At 62.4% G+C, this 25,361-nt stretch carries 22 protein-coding genes; 15 read left to right on the plus strand and 7 right to left on the minus strand.

The features are described from left to right. Positions 1-54: 54 nt before the first annotated feature. The 6 genes from rnc (at position 55) to tadA (ending at position 5,388) form a co-directional block, all read left to right on the plus strand. Positions 55-744, plus strand: a complete 690-nt coding sequence (gene rnc / locus CEC48_RS12790; RefSeq protein ID WP_088424075.1) for a ribonuclease III — start codon at positions 55-57, stop codon at positions 742-744. Then, positions 737-1,639, plus strand: coding sequence for a GTPase Era (gene era, locus CEC48_RS12795; protein WP_003210432.1), 903 nt, complete (start codon positions 737-739; stop codon positions 1,637-1,639). Before rnc ends, era begins: the two co-directional genes overlap by 8 nt. Before the next feature lie 184 nt (positions 1,640-1,823). Further along, positions 1,824-2,513: a DNA repair protein RecO gene (gene recO / locus CEC48_RS12800; RefSeq protein WP_088424076.1), complete on the plus strand. Its 690-nt coding sequence runs from the start codon at positions 1,824-1,826 to the stop codon at positions 2,511-2,513. A gap of 52 nt (positions 2,514-2,565) precedes the next feature. Then, positions 2,566-3,309 carry a pyridoxine 5'-phosphate synthase gene (pdxJ, locus tag CEC48_RS12805; RefSeq protein ID WP_003210427.1) on the plus strand — a complete coding sequence of 248 codons (744 nt, stop codon included), beginning with the start codon at positions 2,566-2,568 and terminating at the stop codon, positions 3,307-3,309. Between the two features lie 202 nt (positions 3,310-3,511). Continuing rightward, positions 3,512-4,891 carry a multicopper oxidase family protein gene (locus tag CEC48_RS12810; protein ID WP_088424077.1) on the plus strand — a complete coding sequence of 460 codons (1,380 nt, stop codon included), beginning with the start codon at positions 3,512-3,514 and terminating at the stop codon, positions 4,889-4,891. Next, positions 4,891-5,388 carry a tRNA adenosine(34) deaminase TadA gene (tadA, locus tag CEC48_RS12815; protein ID WP_088424078.1) on the plus strand — a complete coding sequence of 166 codons (498 nt, stop codon included), beginning with the start codon at positions 4,891-4,893 and terminating at the stop codon, positions 5,386-5,388. Before CEC48_RS12810 ends, tadA begins: the two co-directional genes overlap by 1 nt. A 138-nt stretch (positions 5,389-5,526) precedes the next feature. Here the strand turns inward: tadA and cmoB are convergent, their stop codons facing one another. From cmoB to CEC48_RS12845, 6 genes are all read right to left on the minus strand, one after another. Further along, positions 5,527-6,483 (minus strand): tRNA 5-methoxyuridine(34)/uridine 5-oxyacetic acid(34) synthase CmoB, encoded by a 957-nt coding sequence (gene cmoB, locus CEC48_RS12820; protein ID WP_088424079.1) that lies wholly within the window; start codon positions 6,481-6,483, stop codon positions 5,527-5,529. Further along, entirely contained in the window at positions 6,480-7,223 is a 744-nt protein-coding gene (gene cmoA / locus CEC48_RS12825; protein WP_088424080.1) for a carboxy-S-adenosyl-L-methionine synthase CmoA, read from the minus strand. The genes cmoB and cmoA overlap by 4 nt, the downstream gene beginning before the upstream one ends. A gap of 36 nt (positions 7,224-7,259) precedes the next feature. Further along, positions 7,260-7,916, minus strand: a complete 657-nt coding sequence (locus tag CEC48_RS12830; RefSeq protein ID WP_088424081.1) for a lysoplasmalogenase — start codon at positions 7,914-7,916, stop codon at positions 7,260-7,262. Between the two features lies 1 nt (position 7,917). Then, positions 7,918-8,310, minus strand: coding sequence for a protease inhibitor I42 family protein (locus CEC48_RS12835; RefSeq protein ID WP_088424082.1), 393 nt, complete (start codon positions 8,308-8,310; stop codon positions 7,918-7,920). Between the two features lie 199 nt (positions 8,311-8,509). Further along, complete coding sequence (gene lon / locus CEC48_RS12840; RefSeq protein WP_088424083.1) at positions 8,510-10,930, minus strand: endopeptidase La; 2,421 nt, start codon at positions 10,928-10,930, stop codon at positions 8,510-8,512. A gap of 221 nt (positions 10,931-11,151) precedes the next feature. Next, on the minus strand, positions 11,152-12,141 hold the full coding sequence (locus tag CEC48_RS12845) for a GntR family transcriptional regulator (RefSeq protein ID WP_088424084.1): 990 nt from the start codon (positions 12,139-12,141) through the stop codon (positions 11,152-11,154). Positions 12,142-12,477: 336 nt separating this feature from the next. Between CEC48_RS12845 and CEC48_RS12850 the strand changes: the two genes are divergently transcribed. From CEC48_RS12850 to CEC48_RS12890, 9 genes are all read left to right on the plus strand, one after another. Then, on the plus strand, positions 12,478-13,821 hold the full coding sequence (locus CEC48_RS12850) for an amidase (protein ID WP_088424085.1): 1,344 nt from the start codon (positions 12,478-12,480) through the stop codon (positions 13,819-13,821). Positions 13,822-13,832: 11 nt separating this feature from the next. Then, complete coding sequence (locus CEC48_RS12855) at positions 13,833-14,711, plus strand: polysaccharide deacetylase (RefSeq protein ID WP_088424086.1); 879 nt, start codon at positions 13,833-13,835, stop codon at positions 14,709-14,711. Between the two features lie 42 nt (positions 14,712-14,753). After that, complete coding sequence (locus tag CEC48_RS12860) at positions 14,754-16,094, plus strand: MFS transporter (protein ID WP_088424087.1); 1,341 nt, start codon at positions 14,754-14,756, stop codon at positions 16,092-16,094. A gap of 11 nt (positions 16,095-16,105) precedes the next feature. Next, positions 16,106-16,867: an SDR family NAD(P)-dependent oxidoreductase gene (locus CEC48_RS12865; protein WP_088424088.1), complete on the plus strand. Its 762-nt coding sequence runs from the start codon at positions 16,106-16,108 to the stop codon at positions 16,865-16,867. A gap of 73 nt (positions 16,868-16,940) precedes the next feature. Next, positions 16,941-17,690, plus strand: a complete 750-nt coding sequence (locus CEC48_RS12870; protein ID WP_088424089.1) for an SDR family NAD(P)-dependent oxidoreductase — start codon at positions 16,941-16,943, stop codon at positions 17,688-17,690. 13 nt (positions 17,691-17,703) lie between these two features. Then, positions 17,704-18,006, plus strand: a complete 303-nt coding sequence (locus tag CEC48_RS12875; protein ID WP_088424090.1) for a hypothetical protein — start codon at positions 17,704-17,706, stop codon at positions 18,004-18,006. Between the two features lie 119 nt (positions 18,007-18,125). Further along, positions 18,126-19,100 carry a GTP-binding protein gene (locus CEC48_RS12880; protein WP_088424091.1) on the plus strand — a complete coding sequence of 325 codons (975 nt, stop codon included), beginning with the start codon at positions 18,126-18,128 and terminating at the stop codon, positions 19,098-19,100. Beyond that, positions 19,097-20,269 carry a PotD/PotF family extracellular solute-binding protein gene (locus CEC48_RS12885; RefSeq protein WP_088424092.1) on the plus strand — a complete coding sequence of 391 codons (1,173 nt, stop codon included), beginning with the start codon at positions 19,097-19,099 and terminating at the stop codon, positions 20,267-20,269. Before CEC48_RS12880 ends, CEC48_RS12885 begins: the two co-directional genes overlap by 4 nt. A 204-nt stretch (positions 20,270-20,473) precedes the next feature. Then, complete coding sequence (locus tag CEC48_RS12890; RefSeq protein WP_088424093.1) at positions 20,474-22,810, plus strand: bifunctional diguanylate cyclase/phosphodiesterase; 2,337 nt, start codon at positions 20,474-20,476, stop codon at positions 22,808-22,810. A 62-nt stretch (positions 22,811-22,872) separates the two neighbouring features. Here the strand turns inward: CEC48_RS12890 and CEC48_RS12895 are convergent, their stop codons facing one another. Further along, the gene (locus CEC48_RS12895; protein ID WP_088424094.1) at positions 22,873-25,290 is read right to left on the minus strand and encodes a glucose/quinate/shikimate family membrane-bound PQQ-dependent dehydrogenase; all 2,418 of its coding nucleotides are present in this window, start codon (positions 25,288-25,290) and stop codon (positions 22,873-22,875) included. Between the last annotated feature and the right edge of the window lie 71 nt (positions 25,291-25,361).

Here is a 25,361-nt window from a genome sequence, read left to right on the forward strand (position 1 = left end):
CACAGCGTTAATCGTCGCAGGCCACCGGTGCCGCGAACTGAATGTGGGTAAACCGTGAGCGTTTCTCTAAGCCGTCTCGAGCGTCAGCTCGGTTACACCTTCAAGGATCAGGAATTGATGATCCTTGCCCTCACACACCGCAGTTTTGCCGGGCGTAACAACGAACGCCTGGAATTCCTCGGTGATGCCATCCTCAATTTCGTTGCCGGTGAAGCCCTGTTCAATCGCTTCCCGCTGGCCCGCGAAGGCCAGTTGTCGCGTTTGCGTGCGCGCCTGGTGAAAGGCGAGACCCTGGCCGTACTGGCCCGTGGTTTCGACTTGGGCGATTACCTGCGGCTGGGTTCCGGCGAGCTGAAGAGCGGCGGTTTCCGTCGTGAGTCGATCCTGGCCGACGCCCTTGAAGCGCTGATCGGTGCGATCTACCTCGATGCAGGCATGGAAGCGGCCAAAGAGCGCGTCGTCGCCTGGCTGGCGACCGAGATCGAAAGCCTGACGCTGGTAGACACCAACAAAGATCCGAAGACCCGCCTGCAGGAATTCCTGCAGTCCCGTGGTTGCGACCTGCCGCGTTACGAAGTGGTGGATATACAGGGTGAGCCGCATTGCCGAGTCTTCTTCGTCGAATGTGAAATCACCTTACTGAATGAAAAAAGCCGAGGTCAGGGTGTGAGCCGTCGTATTGCCGAACAGGTAGCGGCCGCTGCAGCACTGATTGCCCTGGGCGTGGAGAATGGCCATGACTGATTCAACCGCAACTCGCTGTGGCTATGTTGCCATCGTCGGCCGTCCGAACGTGGGCAAGTCCACGTTGCTGAACCACATCCTGGGACAGAAGCTGGCGATCACCTCGCGCAAGCCGCAAACCACCCGCCACAACATGCTGGGCATCAAGACCGAAGGCGCGGTACAGGCTGTGTACGTTGATACCCCGGGCATGCACAAAGGTGGCGAAAAGGCCCTTAACCGCTACATGAACAAAACCGCTTCGGCGGCGTTGAAAGACGTCGACGTGGTGATCTTCGTGGTCGACCGCACCAAGTGGACCGACGAAGACCAGATGGTTCTGGAGCGCGTGCAGTACGTCACCGGCCCGTTGATCGTCGCGTTGAACAAGACCGACCGCATCGAAGACAAGGCCGAGCTGATGCCGCACCTGAGCTGGCTGCAGGAACAACTGCCGAACGCCCAGATCATGCCGATCTCGGCCCAGCACGGGCACAACCTCGAAGCCCTGGAGCGCGTGATCGCCGGGTACCTGCCGGAGAACGAGCACTTCTTCCCGGAAGACCAGATCACCGACCGCAGCAGCCGTTTCCTCGCCGCCGAACTGGTACGCGAGAAAATCATGCGCCAGATGGGCGCCGAGCTGCCGTACCAGATCACCGTCGAAATCGAAGAGTTCAAGCAGCAGGGCAAGACCCTGCATATCCACGCGCTGATCCTCGTCGAACGTGACGGCCAGAAGAAAATCATCATTGGCGACAAGGGCGAGCGCATCAAGCGCATCGGTACCGAAGCGCGCAAGGACATGGAATTGCTGTTTGATTCCAAGATCATGCTCAACCTGTGGGTGAAGGTTAAGGGTGGTTGGTCTGATGATGAGCGCGCGTTGCGTTCGTTGGGTTACGGCGACCTGTAAGCCCCGGCCGGATTTGTGGATGAGGGGCTTGTTGTGGCGAGGGGGCTTGTCCCCCGTTGGGCTGCGAAGCAGCCCTAAAAGCAAACAATGAGGTCTTTCTGAAAGACTGCAGCTACTTTGTTTGGGGCTGCTGCGCAGCCCAACGGGGGACAAGCCCCCTCGCCACAGGAAAAGCTCCCGTCTCATGTCCTCCACCCCACCCACCGGCCAACCCGCCTACGTCTTGCACAGCCGCGCCTACCGCGAGACCAGCGCCCTGGTGGACTTCCTCACGCCTCAAGGCCGCCTGCGCGCCGTCTTGCGCAGTGCACGCGGCAAGGCCGGCACCCTGGCGCGGCCTTTCGTGGCCCTCGAAGTGGAGTTTCGCGGACGCGGCGAGTTGAAGAACGTCGGTCGCATGGAAGCCGCCGGCGCCTCCAACTGGCTCAACGGTGAGGCGCTGTTCAGCGGCCTCTATCTCAACGAATTGCTGATTCGCCTGCTCCCCGCCGAAGACCCACACCCCGGCGTATTCGACCACTACGCCGCCACCTTGCTTGCCCTCGCTGAAGGCCGCCCTTTGGAGCCGCTGCTGCGCGCATTCGAATGGCGCCTGCTGGATGACTTGGGCTACGGCTTCGAACTGAGCCAGGACCTGCACGGCGACCCCATCGCTGCCGACGGTATGTACCGCCTGCAAGTCGACGCCGGTCTGGAGCGGGTCTACCTATTGCAACCCGGCCTGTTCCAGGGCACCGAGCTTTTGGCCATGAGCAAAGCCGACTGGACCGCCCCCGGCGCTTTGTCGGCCGCCAAGCGCCTGATGCGCCAGGCGCTGGCCGTGCATTTGGGCGGTCGGCCACTGGTCAGCCGCGAGTTGTTTCGAAAGCCCTGACATCCCCGTGTATGCTGTGCAGCGATTCCTTCCCTCTTCAGGAGCGCTTTTCGTGACCACCAGCAATCGCATTCTTCTCGGCGTGAACATCGACCACGTAGCCACCCTGCGCCAGGCCCGGGGCACCCGTTACCCGGATCCGGTCAAGGCCGCGCTGGACGCCGAAGAAGCAGGCGCCGACGGCATCACCGTGCACCTGCGCGAAGACCGCCGCCACATCCAGGAGCGCGACGTGCTGTTGCTCAAGGACGTGCTGCAAACCCGCATGAACTTCGAAATGGGCGTGACCGAAGAAATGATGGCGTTCGCCGAACGCATCCGCCCGGCGCATATCTGCCTGGTGCCGGAAACCCGCCAGGAACTGACCACCGAAGGTGGCCTTGATGTGGCCGGCCAGGAAGCGCGGATCAAGGCCGCGGTGGAGCGCTTGTCGAAGATCGGCAGTGAAGTCTCGCTGTTCATCGACGCCGACGAGCGCCAGATCGAAGCCTCGCGCCGTGTGGGTGCCCCGGCCATCGAACTGCACACCGGCCGTTACGCCGATGCCACCACGCCGACCGAAGTCGCCGACGAATTGCAGCGCATCATCGACGGCGTCAACTGCGGCCTGGGCGAAGGCCTGATCGTCAATGCCGGCCATGGCCTGCACTACCACAACGTCGAAGCCGTGGCCGCGATCAAGGGCATCAACGAGTTGAACATCGGCCATGCGCTGGTGGCGCACGCGCTGTTCGTCGGTTTCAAAGGTGCCGTCGCCGAGATGAAAGCCTTGATTCTGGCTGCTGCCAAACATTAAAAAAGCGCTGAAGATCAAATGTGGGAGCGGGCTTGCTCGCGAAGGCGGTGTGCCAGGGTCAGATGGGCCGACTGACACACCGCCTTCGCGAGCAAGCCCGCTCCCACATGGGTCAATGCGAACCCTTACTGTTTAGGTGATGCCGGTGTATGGTATCTGCCCTTTGCGGGTCTCGGACTCGCGGCAGATACGTGAGGTTGTTGTGTCCCAATCGTTTTCCCGTCGACAAATCCTGGGTGGTCTGGCCGGTCTCGCCGTAGTGGGCGTCGGCGCCGGTGGCGCTTACCGCTACTGGCTGGGCAAGGTCGCCGAGGCCGAAGCGGGGCACGATTACGAACTGATCGCTGCACCGCTGGACGTGGAACTGGTGCCGGGGCACAAGACCGAAGCCTGGGCCTTTGGCCCTTCGGCGCCGGGCACCGAATTGCGGGTGCGCCAGGGTGAATGGCTGCGGGTGCGGTTTATCAACCACTTGCCGGTTGCCACCACCATCCACTGGCACGGCATTCGCCTGCCGCTGGAAATGGACGGCGTGCCCTACGTCTCGCAACTGCCGGTACTGCCGGGCGAATACTTCGACTACAAATTCCGCGTGCCCGATGCCGGCAGCTACTGGTATCACCCGCACGTGAACAGCAGCGAAGAACTGGGCCGTGGCCTGGTGGGCCCGCTGATCATCGAAGAGCGCGAACCCACCGGTTTCAAACACGAACGCACGCTGAGCCTGAAAAGCTGGCACGTGGACGAAGAGGGCGCCTTTGTCGCCTTCAGCATTCCCCGCGAAGCGGCCCGTGGTGGCACCGCCGGGCGCCTGTCGACCATCAATGGCGTGTCCCAGGCGGTGATCGATTTACCGGCCGGGCAGATCACCCGCGTGCGCCTGCTCAACCTCGACAACACCCTGACCTATCGCATCAACATCCCCGACGTTGAAGCGCAGATCTATGCCCTGGACGGCAACCCCGTCGAGCCGCGCCCGTTGGGCAAGGAATACTGGCTGGGCCCCGGCATGCGCATTTGCCTGGCGATCAAGGCGCCTCCCGCCGGTGAAGAGTTGTCGATCCGCAACGGGCCGGTACGCCTGGGCACCTTCCGCTCGGTCGCCAGCACCGACGCGCCCACCGAATGGCCGCCCGCGTTGCCCGCCAACCCGATTTCCGAGCCGGACCTGGCCAATGCCGAGAAACTCAACTTCAATTTCGAATGGGTTGGATCGGTCTCGGTGAACGTGGACAATAAGCCGCCGAGCCTGTGGCAGATCAACGGCCAGGCCTGGGACATCACCGACAAGACCTGCGCCGACCGCCCGATTGCCAAGCTTGAAAAGGGCAAGAGCTACATTTTCGAATTGAAAAACATGACCCAATACCAACACCCGATCCACCTGCACGGCATGAGTTTCAAGGTCATCGCCTCGAACCGCCACAAGGTGATTCCGTACTTCACCGACACCTACCTGCTGGGCAAGAACGAACGTGCCCGCGTGGCGTTGGTGGCGGATAACCCGGGTGTCTGGATGTTCCACTGCCATGTGATCGACCACATGGAAACCGGCCTGATGGCCGCCATCGAGGTGGCGTGATGCGCCAGATTCGCCCTATGGCGATTATCGACCGCAGCCGCGATCAGGACTTCATGCGTGAAGCGCTGGCCCTGGCCGCCCAGGGCGCCGCGCTGGGCGAAGTGCCGGTGGGCGCGGTGCTGGTGCAGGATGGCGCAATCATCGGGCGCGGCTTCAACTGCCCCATCAGCGGCAACGACCCCAGTGCGCATGCCGAGATGGTTGCGATTCGCGCGGCTGCCCAGGCCGTGAGCAATTACCGGCTGCCGGGCAGTACGCTCTATGTGACGCTGGAGCCGTGCAGCATGTGCGCCGGGCTGATCGTGCACTCGCGGATTGCCCGCGTGGTGTACGGCGCGCTGGAGCCGAAAGCCGGGATTGTGCAAAGCCAGGGGCAGTTTTTTACCCAGGGCTTTCTCAACCATCGGGTGCTGTATGAGGGCGGCGTGTTGGCCGAAGAGTGCGGGACGGTGTTGAGCGAGTTCTTCAAGGCGCGAAGAGCCAAGCCAACACTCTAGAGAACACCGAGGGCCAATGTGTGTGGGCTTGCTCGCGAATGCGGTGTGTCAGTCAATACAGGTGCTGACTGATCCACCGCATTCGCGAGCAAGCCCGCTCCCACATTTTTGATCTCCACTGCTCTGGGAGATTGGGGGTTACTTCTTGGCGACAATCACTGCCCGCATCGGCGCTGGCAGCCCTTCGAGGGTCTTGCTGTGATCTTCAGGGTCCAGGAAGTCGCTGAGGGACTGATACTTCATCCACTCCGTGCCGCGCTGTTCCTCGATCGTCGTCACGCTCACATCCACACAACGCACATCACTGAAGCCTGCACGCCGTAGCCACAGCATCAGCGCCGGCACCGACGGCAGGAACCACACGTTGCGCATCTGCGCGTAGCGATCTTCCGGCACCAGCACCTGTTGCTGATCGCCTTCAACCACCAACGTCTCCAACACCAATTCACCGCCCTTCACCAGGCAATCTTTCAGCGCCAGCAAATGCTCGATCGGCGAACGACGGTGATAGAACACGCCCATGGAAAACACTGTGTCGAAGCCTTCCATATTCGGCGGCAGGTCTTCAAACGGGAATGGCAGGTGCCAGGCCTTAGGCGTCGACAGGTAACGCTGCACCGCCTGGAACTGGCAGAAGAACAGCCAGTTGGGGTCGACGCCAATCACGCTGTCTGCCCCCGCGCCGAGCATGCGCCACATGTAATAGCCGTTGCCGCAGCCCACATCGAGGATGCGTTTGCCCTTGAGGTCCAGGTGCGGCGCGACCCGCGACCACTTCCAGTCCGAGCGCCATTCGGTGTCGACGTGCACGCCGAACAGATCAAACGGACCCTTGCGCCACGGGCACAACCCCATCAGTGCGGTGCGCATTTGCGCGCGGGTTTCATCGTCGCAATCGGTGTCCAGCACCAGGCCGTTCAGCAGGTCGATTTCACTGGGCATGATCTTCGGCAGCGCATCCAGCGCGCTTTGCCAGCGTTCCAGGTCGCCGTGACCCTTCTCCATCTTCGCATCGAGTTGCGCTTGCAGGCCTTGGGCCCATACGGCCAGGGGAGTGCCGACCAGATGGCGGGCGAGGGGAGACAGATCAATCATGGCAAGGCAATCAACGAGGAAAAGTTAAGACACTGGAACCACGGCACGACTTTCGAGAACCCGGCCGCCAGCAGGCGTTCGCGGTGTTCTTCGAGGCTGTCGGGCTTCATGACGTTTTCGATGGCGCTGCGCTTCTGGGCGATTTCCAGTTCGCTGTAGCCGTTGGCGCGCTTGAAGGCGATATGTAAATCGGTGAGCAGCGCGTGTTCTTGCGAATCATTGAAGCGCAGCTTTTCCGAGAGGATCAACGCGCCGCCCGGCAGCAGCGACTGGCGAATGCGCGAGAGCAAGGCCAGGCGCTGTTCGGGGGCGATAAATTGCAGGGTGAAGTTCAGCGCCACGACCGAAGCTGGCTGGAATTGCAGCGCGAGGATATCGCCCTCGATCACGTCCACCGGCAGCAACTCCTGGAACATCGAGTCCTGGCCATTGAGGTATTCGCGGCAACGCTCGACCATCGCCGCCGAGTTATCCACAGCGATCACCCGGCAACCGTCGGTGCGCACGTGACGGCGCAGGGCCTGGGTCACCGCGCCGAGGGACGAACCAAGGTCGTAGAGCACGCTATTGGGCTGGGCAAACTGCGCCGCCAGCACGCCGAGGTTCTCGACGATGGTCGGGTAACCGGGCACCGAGCGCTTGATCATGTCCGGGAAAACCCGCACCACGTCTTCGTTGAAGGCGAAGTCCGGCACCTGGGGCAGGGGCTGGGCGAATAGGCGATCGGGTTCTTTGCTCACGGCTGTTCCGGCGACGAGGGGGAAAAGGCCGGCATTTTAGCCAAATTGGTCTTCGGATGCGCGGGTTGTCTGATGGAACGCCGATGCGGTGATTCCCCACTGCCCCAGCCAATAGCTGACGATCAGCAAATACGGCGCCGCTTCAAACGCCACCACAAACCGATTGATCCCGATCAGCGTGTCGGAAAACACAAACGACACCGCGCCCGCCGCCGCCAGGTACGCCGAGCGTTTGGGCACTTCGCTGCCCAATCGCGCCAGCGCCCGCCAGAGCATGGCGCTGATCACCAATGCGTAAACCACCACCGGCACCAGCAATGGGCCAAGGCCGTGGGATATCAGGATGCTCAGCAAGATCGCGCCAACCACCAGCGCCAACACCAGTGGCAAGATCGCCGGGCGGCGGCAGTCGCTCAAGTAGGCTTTCAGGTACGCCAGGTGCGCGAACAAAAACGCGCCGAGGCCAAAGATGAACAAGTCGCCGGGCCAGGCCAGCAGCACATCGCCCACCAGTGAAAAAATCAGCCCCAGGCTGATCCAGCGTCGATAGTCGGTGGGCGGCGCATCATGCAGCCAGCCCAGCAGCGCCAGCACCGGCAGCGGCTTGACGAGCAAGCAGAGCAGGGTGGCGTGGGTGCTCAGGCCGTAGATAAAGGTCACCGCACCCATCAACGCAAGGATCATCCATGGCATATCAGTTCACCGTAATGGCGCAGTCGAAGGTTTCGGCCGGTTCTGCTTCCGGCTCCCAGGGTTGTTGTGAGGTGAGGCGCAAACGGCCCTGGCCTGCATTAGAGGCCTGGAAGCGCCAGGTGGACTGGCCGCCACTGCCGACTACGCCGGTGTCTTCGGTGTTGCTGTAGACCTCGGGGCTGAGGCTGCGCAGCACACCGCCGGCCGAGTCCTGGATGGCCCAGCGGTAACCGGTGGTGGGGTTGCTGGGCAGGGTCAGGATCAGGTTTTGCCCGGTTTTGAGTTGCAGCGGGCAAGCGCTCTGTTTTTCCACGGTGACGTTTTGCTTCGGCGCACTGGCACAGGCGGCGAGCAGGCAAAGGCTCAGGGGGAGAAGCAGGCGGGCAGCGGTCATGGGGGCTCCGTTGTTTGGCGACGAAGGGCGAGCATAACCGAAGATGAGACAAGGTGTGACAGATGGCGTTGTGTTGGCTGCACCGGCCCCTTCGCGAGCAAGCCCGCTCCCACATTCGACCGCATTCCAAAGGATGAACTCGGTCAAGTGTGGGAGCGGGCTTGCTCGCGAAGGGGCCAGCTCAGACACTACATAACGGTCAGAACAACACCTTCGCCACATCCGCAAACCGCTTGGCAAAGTGCACCGTCATCCCTTCCTTCAGGTACTCCGGCAATTCCTCAAAACTCCCGCGATTGGGCTCCGGCAAGATCAACTCGTGAATCTTCTGGCGCCGCGCCGCAATCACCTTCTCGCGCACCCCGCCAATCGGCAGTACATGCCCGGTCAACGTCAGTTCGCCGGTCATCGCTACGCCTTTTTTCGGCGCCTGGTTACGCGCCAGCGACAGCAACGCACTGGCCATGGTCACCCCGGCGCTCGGGCCGTCTTTGGGCGTGGCGCCTTCCGGCACGTGCAGGTGCACGAAGGCTTCGTCGAAGAACTTCGGGTCACCGCCAAACGACTTCAGGTTGGAGCTGATGTAGCTGTAGGCAATCTCGGCCGATTCCTTCATCACGTCACCCAGTTGCCCGGTGAGTTTGAAGCCACGGTTCAGCGTGTGAATGCGTGTGGCCTCGATCGGCAGGGTCGCGCCGCCCATGCTGGTCCAGGCCAGGCCTGTAATCACGCCCGTACCGGACAGCACTTGCTCATTACGGAACACCGGCATGCCCAAGGACGCTTCCAGGTCCTTGTTGCCGATCTTGATCACCGAGTCCGGCTCATCCAGCAGCTTGACCACCGCCTTGCGCACCAGTTTGCCCAGCTGTTTTTCCAGCTGGCGCACACCGGCTTCGCGGGCGTAGCCATCGATCAGGGCGCGCAGGGCGCCGTCGCTGATGGACAGGCTGTTTTTCGACACGCCGGCTTTTTCCAACTGCTTTGGCCACAGGTGGCGCTTGGCAATCGCGACTTTTTCTTCGGTGATATAGCCCGACAGGCGAATCACTTCCATCCGGTCCAGCAACGGGCCGGGGATCGAATCCAGGGTGTTGGCGGTGCACACGAACAGCACTTTGGACAGGTCCAGTCGCAGGTCCAGGTAGTGGTCGAGGAATTCGACGTTCTGTTCCGGGTCCAGGGTTTCGAGCAGCGCCGAGGCCGGGTCGCCCTGGTAGCTCTGGCCCATCTTGTCGATCTCGTCGAGCATGATCACCGGGTTCATCACTTCCACATCTTTGAGCGCTTGCACCAGCTTGCCCGGCATGGCGCCGATGTAGGTGCGGCGATGGCCCTTGATCTCGGCCTCGTCACGCATGCCGCCGACGCTGAAGCGGTAGAACGGGCGACCGAGGGATTCGGCAATCGATTTACCTACGCTGGTCTTACCCACACCCGGCGGGCCCACCAGCAACACGATGGAACCGGCGACTTCGCCTTTGTAGGCGCCCACTGCCAGGAATTCGAGGATGCGACTCTTGATGTCGTCCAGGCCGGCGTGGTGTTTATCGAGCACTTTGCGGGCGTGCTTGAGGTCGAGTTTGTCCTCGCCATACACGCCCCACGGCACCGAGGTGGCCCAGTCCAGGTAGTTGCGGGTGACCGCATACTCCGGCGAACCGGTCTCCAGGATCGACAGCTTGTTCATTTCTTCAGTGATGCGTTTCTGCGCCTGGGTCGGCAGCACCTTACCCACCAGGCGTAGTTCGAACTGTTCGACGTCGGCGCTGCGATCGTCCTTGGTCAGCCCCAGCTCTTGCTGGATGACCTTGAGCTGTTCCTTGAGGAAGAACTCGCGCTGGTGCTCGCCGATCTTGCGGTTCACTTCGGCGGAGATTTCTTTTTGCAGGCGCGCGACTTCGACTTCCTTGCGCAACATCGGCAAGACTTTTTCCATGCGCTTGAGCATGGGCACGCAGTCCAGCACTTGCTGCAGCTCGTTGCCGGTGGCCGAGGTGAGGGCAGCGGCAAAGTCGGTCAGCGGCGACGGGTCGTTGGGGCTGAAGCGGTTGAGGTAGTTCTTCAGCTCTTCGCTGTACAGCGGGTTGAGCGGCAGCAGTTCCTTGATCGCATTGATCAGCGCCATGCCGTAGGCCTTGACCTCGTCGGTCGGTTGGGTCGGCTGGTGCGGGTATTCAACTTCCACCAGGTACGGTGGGCGGTGGTGCTTGAGCCAGGTCTTGATCCGCACGCGGGTCAGGCCCTGGGCGACGAATTGCAGCTTGCCGTTTTCGCGGCTGGCGTGATGCACCTTCACCAGGGTGCCGTACAGCGGCAGGCTGGAGGTGTCAAAGTGGCGCGGATCTTCTGGCGGGGTTTCCATGAAGAACAGGGCAAGGGAATGGTGGTCGGATTTGCTCACCAGCTCCAGGGTTTCGGCCCACGGCTCTTCATTGACGATCACCGGCAACACTTGCGCCGGGAAGAAAGGCCGGTTGTGGATCGGGATGATGTAGACCTTGTCGGGCAGGTTTTGCCCAGGCAGGGCCAGGCCAGTGTTGGAGGAAGTGTGTTCAGCGTTTTCCGGGTCGGCGTAGTCGTTGAGGTCGATGTCCGGGAATTCTTGCTGGTCGCTCATGGGGCACCTGCATAAGGAAGTATGCAAGTTAGATGGGGCAGGTCGGCAGTGGTTTCAATGGGCGAGGGCGGTTAGCAACAAATTGCACAATATTTTCGAAACGCTGCTGGACCGATGTGGGAGCGGGCTTGCTCGCGAATTCGGTGCATCAGTCGCACATGTATTGGCTGACCCATCGCATTCGCGAGCCAGCCCGCTCCCACAGGTTGGATTGCGTTTCGTCAGCTGAGTTTGTGCAGGTAGGCGGGTAGCGGCTGTTCGGGCAGCACCGACAGCACCTTCAAACGCTGCAACATCCGCTGCCGGGCCCGTTGCAGGTGCTCGCGCAGGTTCAGGGCAGCGGCGTCGAATGCGCCATGCAGCAACAGCTCCAGGATCAACCGATGCTCGGCCAGCATCGCCGGATCGGCGCCAATGCCCAGCAGGCGGTAGAAAATCCGGCTGATGATCATCGGGCTCTGCCCCTGGCGGATCAGCGCGGCGATCTTGCGGTTTTGCAGGCCGGCGAGGCAGTGCTGGTGCAGGTCTTCCTCGATCTGCTCGATCTCTTCCAGGCTGCAATGGGCGCTGTTCTGCGCGTCGAGCACCCGCTGCAGCATGGCGTGCAGCAGGTCGCGGTCGAGGTCTGGCGCGCTCTGGCGCAGGGCTTCGGGCTCCAGGCAGGCGCGCAGTTCGTAGTCTTCGGTGACTTCCCGGGCGGTCAGCGGCCCGGCCAGCCATTGGGAATAGGGTTCTTTTTCTACCAGGCCACGGTCGCGCAGGCGCATCAGCGCTTCACGCACCACCGCGCGGCTGACGTTGTAGTGCTCGGCGGCGGCCTGTTCATCCAGGCGGTAGTGGCCGAAAGCGATGCAGGTGGACAGCGCTGCGCCGATCTCCTCGACGATGCGCTCCCCCAGTGGCCGGGTGTCTACCAGTTCATCTTCACCGTTGAGGCCCAGGTGCGCATGGCTCAGGGGCAGGCGCAGCGGCTCCATGTCCAGGCCTTCGGGGTTGATCAGGTAACCCCGGCCATCGAAGCGGCAAATCAGCCCTTCGTCATGCAACAGGTTCAGGGCTTTGCGCACCGGCACCCGGCTGGTGCCGAACAGTTCGGCCAGCGGCGCTTCCAGCAACACCAGGCCATGGCGGGCGGTGCCGTGGGTGATTGCGTCGCGCAAAACCTGGTGAATCATCGCGTAACGGGAAGCCGAGGCTGGCACTGCTTTCATCGGGTTCTCTGGAGCAAACGGGTCGGTGGCCGGAGATTCTCTCATAGTTGCGCCTGTCACTCTGCGCCACGTCGGTGGCACTTTTTTGGGGCCTTTAGAGGGTGGATGTTACTTTTCTGCACAAAAATGTACTTATTAATAAAAGATACATTATTTCATTGTGGCCGATTATTAAACGCCCACTGATATTTCTTTTGATGTCTCAAACCCATCTAGCCTGTGGATCTGCTCCAAAGTGCCGGATGCGCCAAACGCGCTCTTCACAAGACTGGCACGAAAGCTGCCTTTATAAAATGTACATTTTATTAATATGTACGTTTTTAAAAGGTCATTCCCATGTCAGACGCCACTTCACTGGCCGAGGATTTCGCCAGCGGTCGCAGCGACCCGGTGCACGCCCTCGAACAGGCGCTCGTTCACGCGAGCATGGCCCCCAGCGTGTTCATCTCCCTGACCGCCGAGCGCGCCCGCCGTGAGGCCCAAGCGTCCGCTGCCCGCTGGCGTGCCGGCCAGCCGTTGAGCGTGTTCGACGGTGTGCCCCTGGCCTGGAAAGATTTGTTTGATGTGGCCGGCAGCATTACCACGGCTGGCGCGGCCTATCGCAGCAACGCGCCGGCCGCTTTGCTGGACGCGCCGAGCGTAGGCCTGCTATGCCGCGCCGGGATGGTCAGCGTGGGCAAGACCAACCTCAGTGAGCTGGCGTACTCCGGCCTGGGCCTGAACCCGCATTTCGGCACGCCGCACAACCCGAGCAGCGTCGACCAACCGCGAATTCCCGGTGGCTCGTCGTCGGGTTCAGCCGTCGTCGTGGCGGCCGGTATCGTGCCGATCGCCATGGGCACCGACACCGCAGGCTCCATTCGCATTCCCGCTGCGCTGAATGGCGTGGTGGGTTATCGCAGCAGTTGCCGGCGCTACAGCCGCGACGGCGTTTTCCCGTTGGCCCATACCCTCGACAGCCTCGGCCCGCTGACCCGCAGCGTGCGCGATGCGCTGGCCATCGACGACCTGCTCAACGGTCGCGACCAGCGCCAGCCACGCCAGGCCCGCAGCCTCAATGGCCAGCGCTTTTGGGTCGAACAGAGTGTGCTGGAAGACGCCCGCGTCGAACCCGGCGTGCGCGATAACCTGCAGCAGTGCGTAGACCGATTGAAAACCGAAGGTGCGCTGATTGAAGTGCGCCCCTCGAAGACCTTCCAGGCCACCCTCGACCTGATCCAGCACCAAGGCTGGCTCGGCTCCTTCGAGGCTTTCGCCCTCCACGAAGCCCTGCTCGACAGCCCCGACGCCGAACAACTCGACCCGCGCGTACGCCGTCGCCTTGAAGCCGCGCGCACGCTACCCGCCAGCCAGCTGCTGGCGCTCTACGAAGCCCGCCGCCGGCTGCAACAGCAGCTTGTCGATGAACTCGACGGCGCCATCCTCATCACCCCCACCGTGGCCCACGTTGCCCCGGCCCTGGCGCCACTGGAAGCCGACGATCAACTGTTCGTCAGCACCAACCTCGCCACCCTGCGCCTGACCATGCCCGGCAGTTTGCTGGACATGCCCGGCGTCAGCCTGCCCAGCGGCCGCGATGCCCTGGGCCTGCCCACCGGCCTGCTGCTCAGCGCCCCCAGCGGCGAAGACGCGCGCCTGCTTCGGGCTGCCCTGTCAGTCGAAACAGCACTCACTTTTTAAGGAGACACATCATGGCTAAAGACATCCTCTGTGCATTTGGCGTCGACGTCGACGCGGTCGCCGGCTGGCTCGGCTCCTATGGCGGCGAAGACTCCCCGGACGACATTTCCCGTGGCCTGTTCGCCGGTGAAATCGGCGCGCCACGCCTGCTCAAATTGTTCGAGCGCTACGGCCTGCGCACCACCTGGTTTATTCCTGGCCACTCGATGGAAACCTTCCCCGAGCAGATGAAGGCGGTGGCCGACGCCGGCCACGAAATCGGTGTGCACGGCTACAGCCACGAAAACCCGATTGCGATGACGGCCGAGCAGGAAGAAATCGTTCTCGACAAGTCCATCGAACTGATCACCCAGGTCACCGGCAAACGCCCCACCGGCTACGTCGCGCCATGGTGGGAATTCAGCAAGGTCACCAACGAACTGCTGCTGAAAAAAGGCATTAAGTACGACCACAGCCTGATGCACAACGACTTCCACCCGTACTACGTGCGCAAGGGCGACAGCTGGACCAAGATCGATTACAGCCAGCACCCCGACACCTGGATGAAACCCTTGGTGCGCGGCGAAGAAACCGACCTGGTGGAGATCCCGGCCAACTGGTACCTCGACGACCTGCCGCCGATGATGTTCATCAAGAAAGCCCCCAACAGCCACGGCTTCGTCAACCCGCGTCACCTGGAAGAAATGTGGCGCGACCAGTTCGACTGGGTCTACCGCGAGCACGAACACGCGGTGTTCACCATGACCATCCACCCCGACGTTTCCGGCCGCCCGCAAGTGCTGTTGATGCTTGAACGGCTGATCGAACACATCCAGAGCCATGCCGGCGTGCGCTTCCTCACCTTCGACGAAATCGCCGATGACTTTATCCGCCGCCAACCGCGTACCTGACACCTGTACCTAACCCCTGGCCCACCTTGCGAGGCGCGATTCATGTCTATCTACAACAAGCTTGATCTGACTGGCTGGAAACCCCGGCAACTGACGCCCAAGGAAGTGCGTTTCGCCACCTGGATCGCGTTTTTCGCCTGGGTGTTCGCAGTGTATGACTTCATCCTGTTCGGCACCTTACTGCCGGAAATCGGGCGGCACTTTAATTGGGGTGAAGTGGAGCAAGCGCAGATTGCGACATGGGTGGCGGTAGGCACCGCCGTGGTAGCGCTGGCCATCGGTCCGATCGTGGACAAGCTGGGTCGGCGCAAAGGGATTATTTTCACCGTGGCCGGTTCGGCGATCTGCTCGGCACTGACCGCCATTGGCGGCGCGTGGGGCAAGTCTTCGCTGATCCTGATCCGTTCGCTGGGCGGCCTGGGTTATGCCGAGGAAACCGTTAACGCTACCTACCTGAGCGAGCTGTACGCCGCCTCTGACGACCCGAAACTGGCCAAGCGTCGCGGTTTTATCTACAGCCTGGTGCAAGGCGGCTGGCCGGTGGGCGCGTTGATCGCGGCAGGTTTGACAGCACTGTTGCTGCCGGTGATTGGCTGGCAGGGTTGCTTTGTGTTTGCGGCGATCCCGGCGATTGTGATTGCGGTCATGGCGCGCAAGCTTAAGGAGAGCCCGCAGTTTCAGATTCACCAGCGCATCAGCGAGCTGCGCAAAAGCGGCTCGGTGAAAGAAGCGCAGAACGTCGCCGTGACCTACGGCGTGGACTATGACGAACACAGCAAGGCCGGCCTCAAGGCCGCATTTCGTGGCCCCGCCCGCCGTGCAACGTTGGTGATTGGCGCGGCGCTGTTGCTCAACTGGGCGGCGATCCAGGTGTTCAGCGTGCTGGGTACTTCGGTGATCGTCAGCGTGCACCACATCTCGTTCGAGAACTCGCTGATCATCCTCGTGCTGTCGAACCTGGTGGGTTACTGCGGTTACCTCAGCCACGGCTGGATGGGCGATAAGATCGGCCGCCGCAACGTGATCGGCCTGGGCTGGATGCTCGGCGGGCTGGCGTTTGCCGGGATGCTGTTTGGTCCGAGCAATATGGCGATGGTGGTTGGGCTGTACAGCCTGGGCCTGTTCTTCCTGATCGGGCCGTACTCGGCGGCGCTGTTTTTCATCAGCGAAAGTTTCCCCACCAGCATTCGTGCCACCGGTGGCGCGATCATCCATGCCATGGGGCCGATTGGTGCTGTGGTCGCAGGGTTCGGCGCTACTCAAGTGTTGTCGGCCGGCAGTGACTGGCAGACCGCCGCGCTGTGGTTCGGTGCGCTGCCGTGCTTCCTGTCCGGTGCGTTGATGTTTGCCGCGCGCCATGTGCGTCCGGAAACCGTCCAGTAAGGAGTCATTTGATGAGTCGTAAAGTTGCGTTGATTACCGGTGCCGCCAGCGGCATCGGCCAGGCCCTCGCGGTGGCGTATGCCCGCAGCGGCGTGGCGGTGGTGGGCGGGTATTACCCGGCCGATCCCCATGACCCGCATCACACCGTTGCGCTGGTGGAAGAGGCTGGCGGTGAATGCCTGATGTTGCCGCTGGATGTGGGCGACACCGCATCGGTGGATAACCTGGCTGCGCAGGCGATCCAGCACTTTGGTCGCCTCGATTACGCGGTGGCCAACGCAGGATTGTTGCGGCGTGCGCCGTTGCTGGAGATGACCGACGAGCTGTGGAACGAGATGCTCAACGTCGACCTGACCGGGGTGATGCGCACCTTCCGGGCGGCGACCCGGCATATGCATGAAGGCGGCGCGTTGGTGGCGATTTCGTCGATTGCCGGTGGTGTGTATGGCTGGCAGGAGCATGCGCACTATGCGGCGGCGAAGGCGGGCGTGCCGGGGTTATGCCGGTCGCTGGCGGTGGAATTGGCGCCGTTGGGGATTCGCTGCAACGCGGTGATTCCGGGGTTGATCGAGACGCCGCAGTCGCTGGATGCGAAGAACTCCCTGGGGCCGGAAGGGCTGGCGAAAGCGGCGCGGGCGATACCGCTGGGCCGGGTAGGGCGGGCGGATGAAGTGGCGTCCCTGGTGCGGTTTTTGACCAGTGAGGAGTCGAGTTACCTGACCGGGCAGAGCATTGTGATTGATGGTGGGCTGACCGTGCGCTGGCCGGATTAACCCCCGGTTTTAAGCCGGACTCGCTCCCACATTTTTGACCGCGTTCGCCGTTTGATTATTTAAGGAGTTCACCATGCCCCAACTCTCTAACCGCCGCGCCGTCATCACCGGCGCCGGCAGCGGTATCGGCGCCGCCATCGCCCGTGCCTACGCCATCGAAGGCGCACGCCTGCTATTGGCCGACCGCGACGCCGCAAGCCTCGCCGAAACCGCGATCACCTGCCGCAACCTCGGTGCTGAAGTCCTCGAATGCGTGGCCGACGTCGGCACCGTCGACGGCGCCCAGGCCAGCGTCGATGCCTGCGTCACCCACTACGGCGGCATCGACATCCTGGTCAACAACGCCGGCATGCTCACCCAGGCCCGTTGCGTCGACCTCACCATAGGCATGTGGAACGACATGCTGCGCGTCGACCTCACCAGCGTGTTCGTCGCCAGCCAGCGCGCCTTGCCCCACATGATCGCCCAGCGCTGGGGCCGGATCATCAACGTCGCCTCGCAACTGGGCATCAAGGGCGGCGCCGAGCTGACGCACTATGCGGCGGCCAAGGCGGGCGTGATCGGTTTCACCAAATCCCTGGCGCTGGAAGTGGCCAAGGACAACGTGCTGGTCAACGCCATCGCCCCCGGGCCGATTGAGACGCCGTTGGTAGGCGGCATCAGCGACACCTGGAAACGCGCCAAGGCCGCCGAGTTGCCCTTGGGCCGTTTCGGCCTGGCGGACGAAGTGGCGCCCACCGCCGTGCTGCTGGCGAGTGAGCCGGGCGGCAACCTGTTCGTCGGCCAGACCCTGGGCCCGAACTCCGGCGATGTCATGCCATGAGCGGGCAATAAGCATGTGCGGACTCTGCGGCCTGCTGGGCGAAGACCTGCACTGGAGTGACCCCTTGGGCGATGAGTTGCCCCGGCGCCGCGAGCGCCTGCGCCGAATCGCCGCGATCAACCAGGTGCTGGCGGTGTTCCGGCTCAAGGTCGAAGACTTCCAGGGCGCGTCCTATCTGCTGCTGGGCGCCACCGGCAAACAGGAACTGGCCAGCGGCCTGGATCAGCTGTGGCGGGCGGCAGAGACCATGCTCGGTCGGCCGCTGGACCCTCTTGATCCCCAATTACTCGACCATTTGGAACACGGTCTTCTGTAGAAGCGAGCGTGCTCGCGAAAAACTTCAACGATAACGCGCCCTGTCTGGTTAAACGCGGCGTTCTCAGGTTTTTCGCGAGCAAGCTCGCTCCTACAGGGGGCCAGCAACGAGGTAGAAATATGAGCATCGCCCTCAACGTCATCACCGGCTTTCTCGGCAGCGGCAAGACCACCTTGCTCAAGCGCTTGCTGCAAGGCGAAAGCCTCGGCGACACGGCGTTGCTGATCAATGAGTTCGGTGACGTCGGCATCGACCATTTGTTGGTGGAAGAGGTCGCGCCGGACACGGTGCTGCTGCCCAGCGGTTGCGTCTGCTGTTCGATTCGCGGCGAGTTGAAAGACGCCTTGCTCGGCCTGTTGCAGCGCCGTGAGCGGGGCGAGATTCCGGCCTTCAAACGGGTGATCCTGGAAACCACCGGCCTGGCCGACCCGGCGCCGATCCTCGCCACCTTGAACAACGACGTGCAACTGCGCGGGCGCTTTCATATCGGCCTGGTGGTGACGTTGGTAGACGCCAGCCATGCCGCCTTGCAAGAGCGCCTGCACCCTGAATGGCTGGCCCAAGTGGCCGCCGCCGATCGCCTGCTGTTGAGCAAGACCGACCTCGTCGACGACTGTGCCCCACTGCGCGCGCACTTGCAGGCACTGAACGCCGGTACGCCGATCCTCAACACCTGTGATATCGACAGCGGTGAACAACTGCTGCTCGGCGAAGGCCTGCGCAGCGCCGAACCCGCTGCCGAGGTCAGCCGCTGGAAACTCCATCAAACCACCGCCGCCAACCACGGCGCCGCGCAAGTCTGTTGCCTGACCTTCGACCAGCCGCTGGATTGGGTCGGTTTCGGGGTCTGGTTATCGATGCTGCTAAGATGCCACGGCGAACGTATTCTTCGCGTCAAAGGACTGCTCAACGTGAACGCAAGTTTGGCTCCCATCGTCATCCATGGCGTGCAGCATTGCCTGCATGCCCCGGTTCACCTGCCTGCCTGGCCGGGCACCGATCGGCAATCGCGCCTGGTGTTTATCCTGCGCGGGCTTGACCCGGCGTTGCTGCGTCGCTCCTTTGACGTGTTCTCCAGAAGGTTCGCCGCATGATCACGCTTCGCGTCCTCGGCACCTCGGTAACCTTGCTCGAATGCCTGCGTGTACGCGCCGAGCAGGAGTTGGGCATTCGCCTGGTGTACCAGGTGTACGACGTCGAGCAGGCCCAGCGCATCGCGGTGATGCAGCCTGACAGCTACGACCTCTACGACCAGTGGTTTCACAACGTCGATTTCGTGTGGCCAGCGCGTGCGATCCAGCCGATCGACACCCGGCGCATCGCGCTGTGGCACGAGATCAACGACCTGCCCAAGCGCGGGCGTTTGTCGGCCGACGACCGCCTGGGCAGCGGGAGTGTGCCCAGCGAGCGTCTGTTCGTGCAGCACGACGGCAGCCTCGGCAGCACTGTAACCGAACGCATCAGCATGCTGCCCCTGACCCACAACGCCGACAGTTTTGCCTACCGCCCGGAGCGTTTGCCCGAAGGCTTCAACCGCGCCAACGAGAGTTGGGGCTGGTTGCTGGACCCGGCTTGGGGCGCGCGTACTGCACTGCAAAGTGACGCCGCCATCGGTGCCCTCGATGCCGCGCTGGCGGTGCAGGGCGCGGGGCTTGCGAGCTTCAAGGACATCGGCAACATGAGCATCGAAGAGATCGATGTGCTGGCCGATATCCTGGTGCGCAAGCAGAAGGAAGGGCACTTCGCGGCGTTCTGGTCCGATGACGAGGAGGCGGCGCAACTGATGCTCAGCCCGAGCATCGACATCCAGAGTTTGTGGTCACCGACCCTGATGCGCCTGCATCGGGCCGGGGTCAAATATCGCCTGGCCGTGCCCCGTGAGGGCTATCGTGCCTGGTTCGGCGGGTTGTCGTTGTCGCGCCATGCCAAGGGCCCAGTGCTGGATGCGGCCTATGCCTACCTCAACTGGTGGCTGTCCGGCTGGCCCGGCGCTGTGATGGCGCGCCAGGGTTATTACATCGGCAACCCGGCCCGCAGCCGCGATCACCTGAGCAGCGCCGAATGGGATTACTGGTACGCCGGCCTGCCCGCACGGGAAGAGCTGCTGGGCAGTGATGGCTTGCCGCTGATCGATGTGGGCGAAGTGCGCGACGGTGGCTCTTATGAGCAGCGCATGGGGCATATCGCGGTGTGGAACTCGGTGATGGACGAGCACAACTACCTGGTGCGGCGCTGGAGTGACTTCATGCGTGCTCGAATGTAGATATGGCGATATGTCGCCAATTTAATGACGCTAAAGTCCCTATATTTATTGGGTGCACTTCTTCTCTCGCACAGCTAATCTGCATAATTCTAATATCCTTTTGAAAAGGATATTTATTTGACGCCGATTCAGCTGTCGCGAGGGACGCGTATGACGAAGGGACGTTTCAGCTGGAGGGGGCAGGCGCTGCCAGAGGGCAACAAAATGAGGTGGCGCCATACGTTTCAAACCCGGATCGCCGGGGTGCTGGCGCTGCTGTTGCTGGTGGTGGTGGCGGCAGTGTATTTCGCGGTGAAGACCGCGACCAATCGCGCCGTGGAAAACCAGGCCCGGGTGCAGTTGGAAACGGGCAGCCAAGTGTTCGAACGCTTGCTCGACCTGCGTGGCCGGCGCCTGCAATACGGCTTGAACTGGCTTACGGCGGACCTGCCTTTTCGTCAGTCTGTCGCTGAGGGCGAGCCCGCCGAAATTCTCGCCGCCCTGCGCCGGCATGGCACCGGCCTGACGTCCAGTGAAGTGTTTGTGTTGGGCCTCGACGGGCAGGTGATGGTCAGCACGTTACAGGCGCTGACCCCCGGCCAGCCCTTTCCCTATAACGATGCCTTGCGCCTGGCCCGGCGCAGTGGCCTGCAAATGTTGATTGTGGCCCTGGATGGCCGGCCTTTTCTGCTGGTGCAGCAGGAAGTCGTCGACCCCGCACCGATTGCCCGTGTCGCCATGGGCCTTCCCATGGACGAAGTGTTTGCCAGTGAACTGCGCTCCATGAGCAACCTGGAAGTGTCGTTCATCAGCACACAGAACGGCCAGCGGGGCGAGCTGTTCAGCACCCAGCCGGAGGCCTTTGAGGCATCGATCGTCAGTGATTTGCAGGGCACCTACATCAACCCGGTGCCGCAACTGAACCTGTTTCACGGCCAGCGTTATCTCAGCCAGGTGCTGCCTTTGGGCAACACCGCAGACGGCGGTGAGGTGCGGGTGCTGCTGCAAAGCCCGCTGGACCACGCCCTTGAATCCTTCGCGCCGCTGGACCGGCAATTTCTCGCGATAGCCCTGGTGGTGCTGCTGGTGTCGCTGGCGGGCGCGTTGTTTTTGGCGCGTCGGGTGTCGCGCCCACTCAACGCGCTGGTGCAGGCGGCCGAACGTATTGGTGCCGGTGACTACCTTACGCCGGTGCGGGTACGCAGCCATGATGAGTTCGGCCTGCTGGCCCAGGCTTTCAACGCCATGCAAACCGGGATCGCCGTGCGCGAACGGCAACTGGCCCACAACGCCCTGCACGACCCGCTCACCGGCCTGCCCAACCGGGCGTTGGCCATGGAGCGCTTGGGCAGCGCCATCAGCGCCGGCCGGCCCGTGGTGTTGCTGTACCTGGGGATTGAAAACTACCGGGTGATCAACGAAGGCTACGGCCCGGAAGGTGTGGAAGAAATGCTCCGCGAAGCCAGCCGCTGCCTGCTGTCGAGCCTGTCGGCCAGCGACACTGCCGCGCGCATCACCGGCAGCGAGTTTTTGCTGCTGCTGGAAAACACCGAGATCGACCGCGTCGTGGCCTTGGCTGACCGCTTGTATGGGCTGTTGACCGAGCCCCAGCGCATTGGCGACACTGAACTGCGCCACGAAGTGAGCATCGGCATCGCCGCTTACCCTGCCGATGGCCAGCAGGTCGAAGAACTGATCAGCCGCGCCGCCATTGCCCGTCACGATGCTGCGGCGTTACCGGGCTATTTGCAGATCTACCAGCAAGACCGCGACCTCGCTCACCAGCGCCAGATCACCCTGATCCGCGACCTGCGCCGGGCGGCGGCAGAGGGCGAGTTGTACCTGTGTTATCAGCCCAAACTCGACCTGCACCATGGCCAAGTGCGCCAGGGTGAAGCGCTGTTGCGCTGGCAGCATCCGAGCCTGGGCCTGGTGTCTCCGGCCGAATTCATTCCCCTGGCCGAGCGCACCGGTAGCATGGGCAACCTTACTCACTGGGTGATCGAAGAAGCCATTCGGCAATTGGCCGAGTGGGAGGTGCGCGGGTTGCAGGTGCAGTTGTCGGTGAACATCTCGGTGGACGACCTGGCCGATGACAGCCTGGCCCTGCGGGTTACCGAACTGTTGGCGCACTACCGCGTATCGGCCCGGCGACTGATTTTTGAAATCACCGAAAGCGCGATCATGCACAACCCGGCCCAGGCCCTCAGCGTGCTGGAGCAACTGCGCGGCTGTGGCATCAGCCTGTCGGTGGACGACTTCGGCACCGGCTATTCATCCCTGGCGCAACTGCAACGCCTGCCGGTGCAGGAGCTGAAGATCGACCAGTCATTCGTGCGCAACCTCGACAGCACCTCCGGTGACGGCGTGATCGTGCGCTCGACCATCGAAATGAGCCACAACCTGGGGCTCAAGGTGGTGGCCGAAGGCGTGGAGTTCGAGCCGAGCCTCAAGCTACTCAAGCTCTGGAAGTGCGACACGGCCCAAGGCTATTTGATCAGCCGGCCGTTGAATGCCATGGCCTTTGAAATGTGGATGCGCCGTGAGCGCGCGCCGGTGTAAACGGCACAAAAAAAGGCGGCTACCCACTCAGGTAGCCGCCTTTTTATTACCGCCGGTTTTACTTAATCCGGCAGTTTGAACGCCAACACATAGTCACCCTGCTTGGTGCCCAGGGAACCATGACCGCCGGCCATGACCAGCACGTACTGCTTGCCGTCTTTACCGGTGTAGGTCATTGGTGTGGTTTGCGCGCCTGCTGGCAGGCGGCCTTCCCACAACTGCTTGCCGTTTTTCACGTCATAGGCACGCAGGTACTGGTCAAGCGTACCGCTGAGGAAGGACACGCCACCGGCCGTGGTGAACGTACCGCCCAGGCTTGGTACGCCCATGGTCAACGGAATTGGAACCGGCGAGCTGTCACGCACGGTGCCATTTTTGTGCATCCAGATGGTTTGGTGGTTGGTCAGGTCGACCGCGGCCACATAACCCCACGCCGGCGCCTGGCAGGGCAGGCCCAATGGCGACAGCATGGCTTCGAGGATCACGCCGTATGGCGCGCCTTTGTTCGGTTGCACGCCTTCGGTTTCGCTGACCCGTGGGCCTTGTTTGGCGATGTCGGCAGCCGGGATCAGTTTCGATTTGAACGCCATGTAGCTCGGGTTCACGAAAGCAATCTGGCGCACCGGGTCGACGGAAATGCCGCCCCAGTCGAATACGCCAAAGTTACCCGGGTAAACGATCGAACCTTGCAGCGATGGCGGGGTGAACGGACCGTCGTAGCGCATGGATTTGAAATCAATCCGGCACAGCATCTGGTCGAACGGTGTCACGCCCCACATGTCACGCTCCTTGAGGGGCGGTGGCATGAAGTTCAGGTCCGATTTCGGTTGGGTCGGCGCGGTGTGATCGCCGGCCACTGCGCCTTGCGGTACAGGGATTTCGTTGATCGGCACTACAGGCTGGCCGTTGGTACGGTCGATTACATAGATGCTGCCTTGCTTGGTCGACGCCATCACCGCTTTTTTCACGCCGTCAGCGGTCTTGATGTCGATCAGCGAAGGCTGGCCGCCCACGTCCATGTCCCAGAGGTCATGGTGAGTGAACTGGAAGGTCCACTTCACATGGCCGCTGTCGATGTCCAGGGCGGTGAGGCCGGCGCTGTACTTCTCGGAGTCCGGGGTACGGTCGCCGCCGTACTGGTCGGGCATCTGGTTACCCATCGGCAGGTAGAGCATGCCGAGTTTTTCATCGACGCTGAACATGGACCACATGTTCGGCGAGTTACGGGTGTAGGTCTTGCCCTCGGCCAACGGGGTGGTGTCGTCCGGGTTGCCACTGTCCCAGTTCCACACCAGCTTGCCGGTGTGCACGTCGAACGCGCGAATCACGCCGCTAGGCTCGTCGGTGGAGACGTTGTCGGTCACGTGACCGCCGATCACTACCAGGTTCTTGGTAACGGCCGGTGGCGAGGTGGAGTAGTAACCACCCGGGGCGAAGGTGCCGATGTTGGCACGCAGGTCGATCTGGCCTTTGTCACCAAAGTCTTCGCACATTTTGCCGGTGTCGGCGTTCAGGGCGATCAGACGGGTGTCGGCGGTCGGTACGAAGATGCGTTTCGGGCAGGCGTTCGGCGCGACGGCCGCGCTGGCGCTGCCGGTCGGGCTCTGTGCGGAAGCGTAGACCGCGTCATCGTGATACGACACGCCACGGCAGGTCATGTGCGCCCAACCCTTGAAGTTGGCAGCACCTTCGCTGCTGATCTTCGGGTCGAAACGCCAGATTTCCTTGCCGGTGTCCGGGTCCAGGGCAATCACCTGGCTGTGCGGCGTGCACACGTAGAGCATGCCGTTGACTTTCAGCGGGGTGTTTTCCGCGGTGGTTTCACCGGGGTCGCCTGGGCCAGGAATGTCGCCCGTACGATACGTCCAGGCAGGCACCAGCTTGTGGGCGTTTTCCGGGGTGATCTGTGCCAGTGGCGAGTAACGGTCACCAAAGGCCGAACGGCCATAGGAGTTCCAGTCACCATCGGCCTGGGTTGGCGCAGCGCTGGCCATGCCCGGAACCGCATCGCGGTCCAGTTGGCCTTTCTTGACCATTGCACCCGGGTCGGTGAATTGGCTGGCCAAGGCAGCGGCGCCGGCCAGTACTACGGCCACGCTCAGCGCGCCAGTGCCCAGCGGCGAGGCTTGGCCACGCAGCAACGGACGGCGGAACCATGGAAGCAGCATGACGATGCCGAGGGCGAACAACAGGGCCAGGCGCGGCACCAGTTGCCACCAGTCCAGGCCGACTTCCCACAGCGCCCAGACGGTGCTGGCAAACAGCACCAGTGCGTACAAGCCCAGCGCCGCGCGGCGTGTCGCCAGCAGCAACAGGCCTGTGACGGTGATGCCGAGACCGGCCAGCAGGTAATACAGCGACCCGCCGAGCATGCTCAGCTTGATCCCCCCGGCCAACAAGGCCAGGCCCATTATCAGCAGCAAGATCCCCAGCAGCCTGGGCAGCAGGCGACTTGGACTTGAAGCACCATCAGTGCTCATAGTGTGGTTCTCCGTTACGTTTTGAATTGATTGCGCACAGTTCACTGTAGATGACGTTCCGGCGCAGGCTT

Source organism: Pseudomonas sp. K2I15, from assembly GCF_002204795.1.
Lineage (GTDB): Bacteria > Pseudomonadota > Gammaproteobacteria > Pseudomonadales > Pseudomonadaceae > Aquipseudomonas.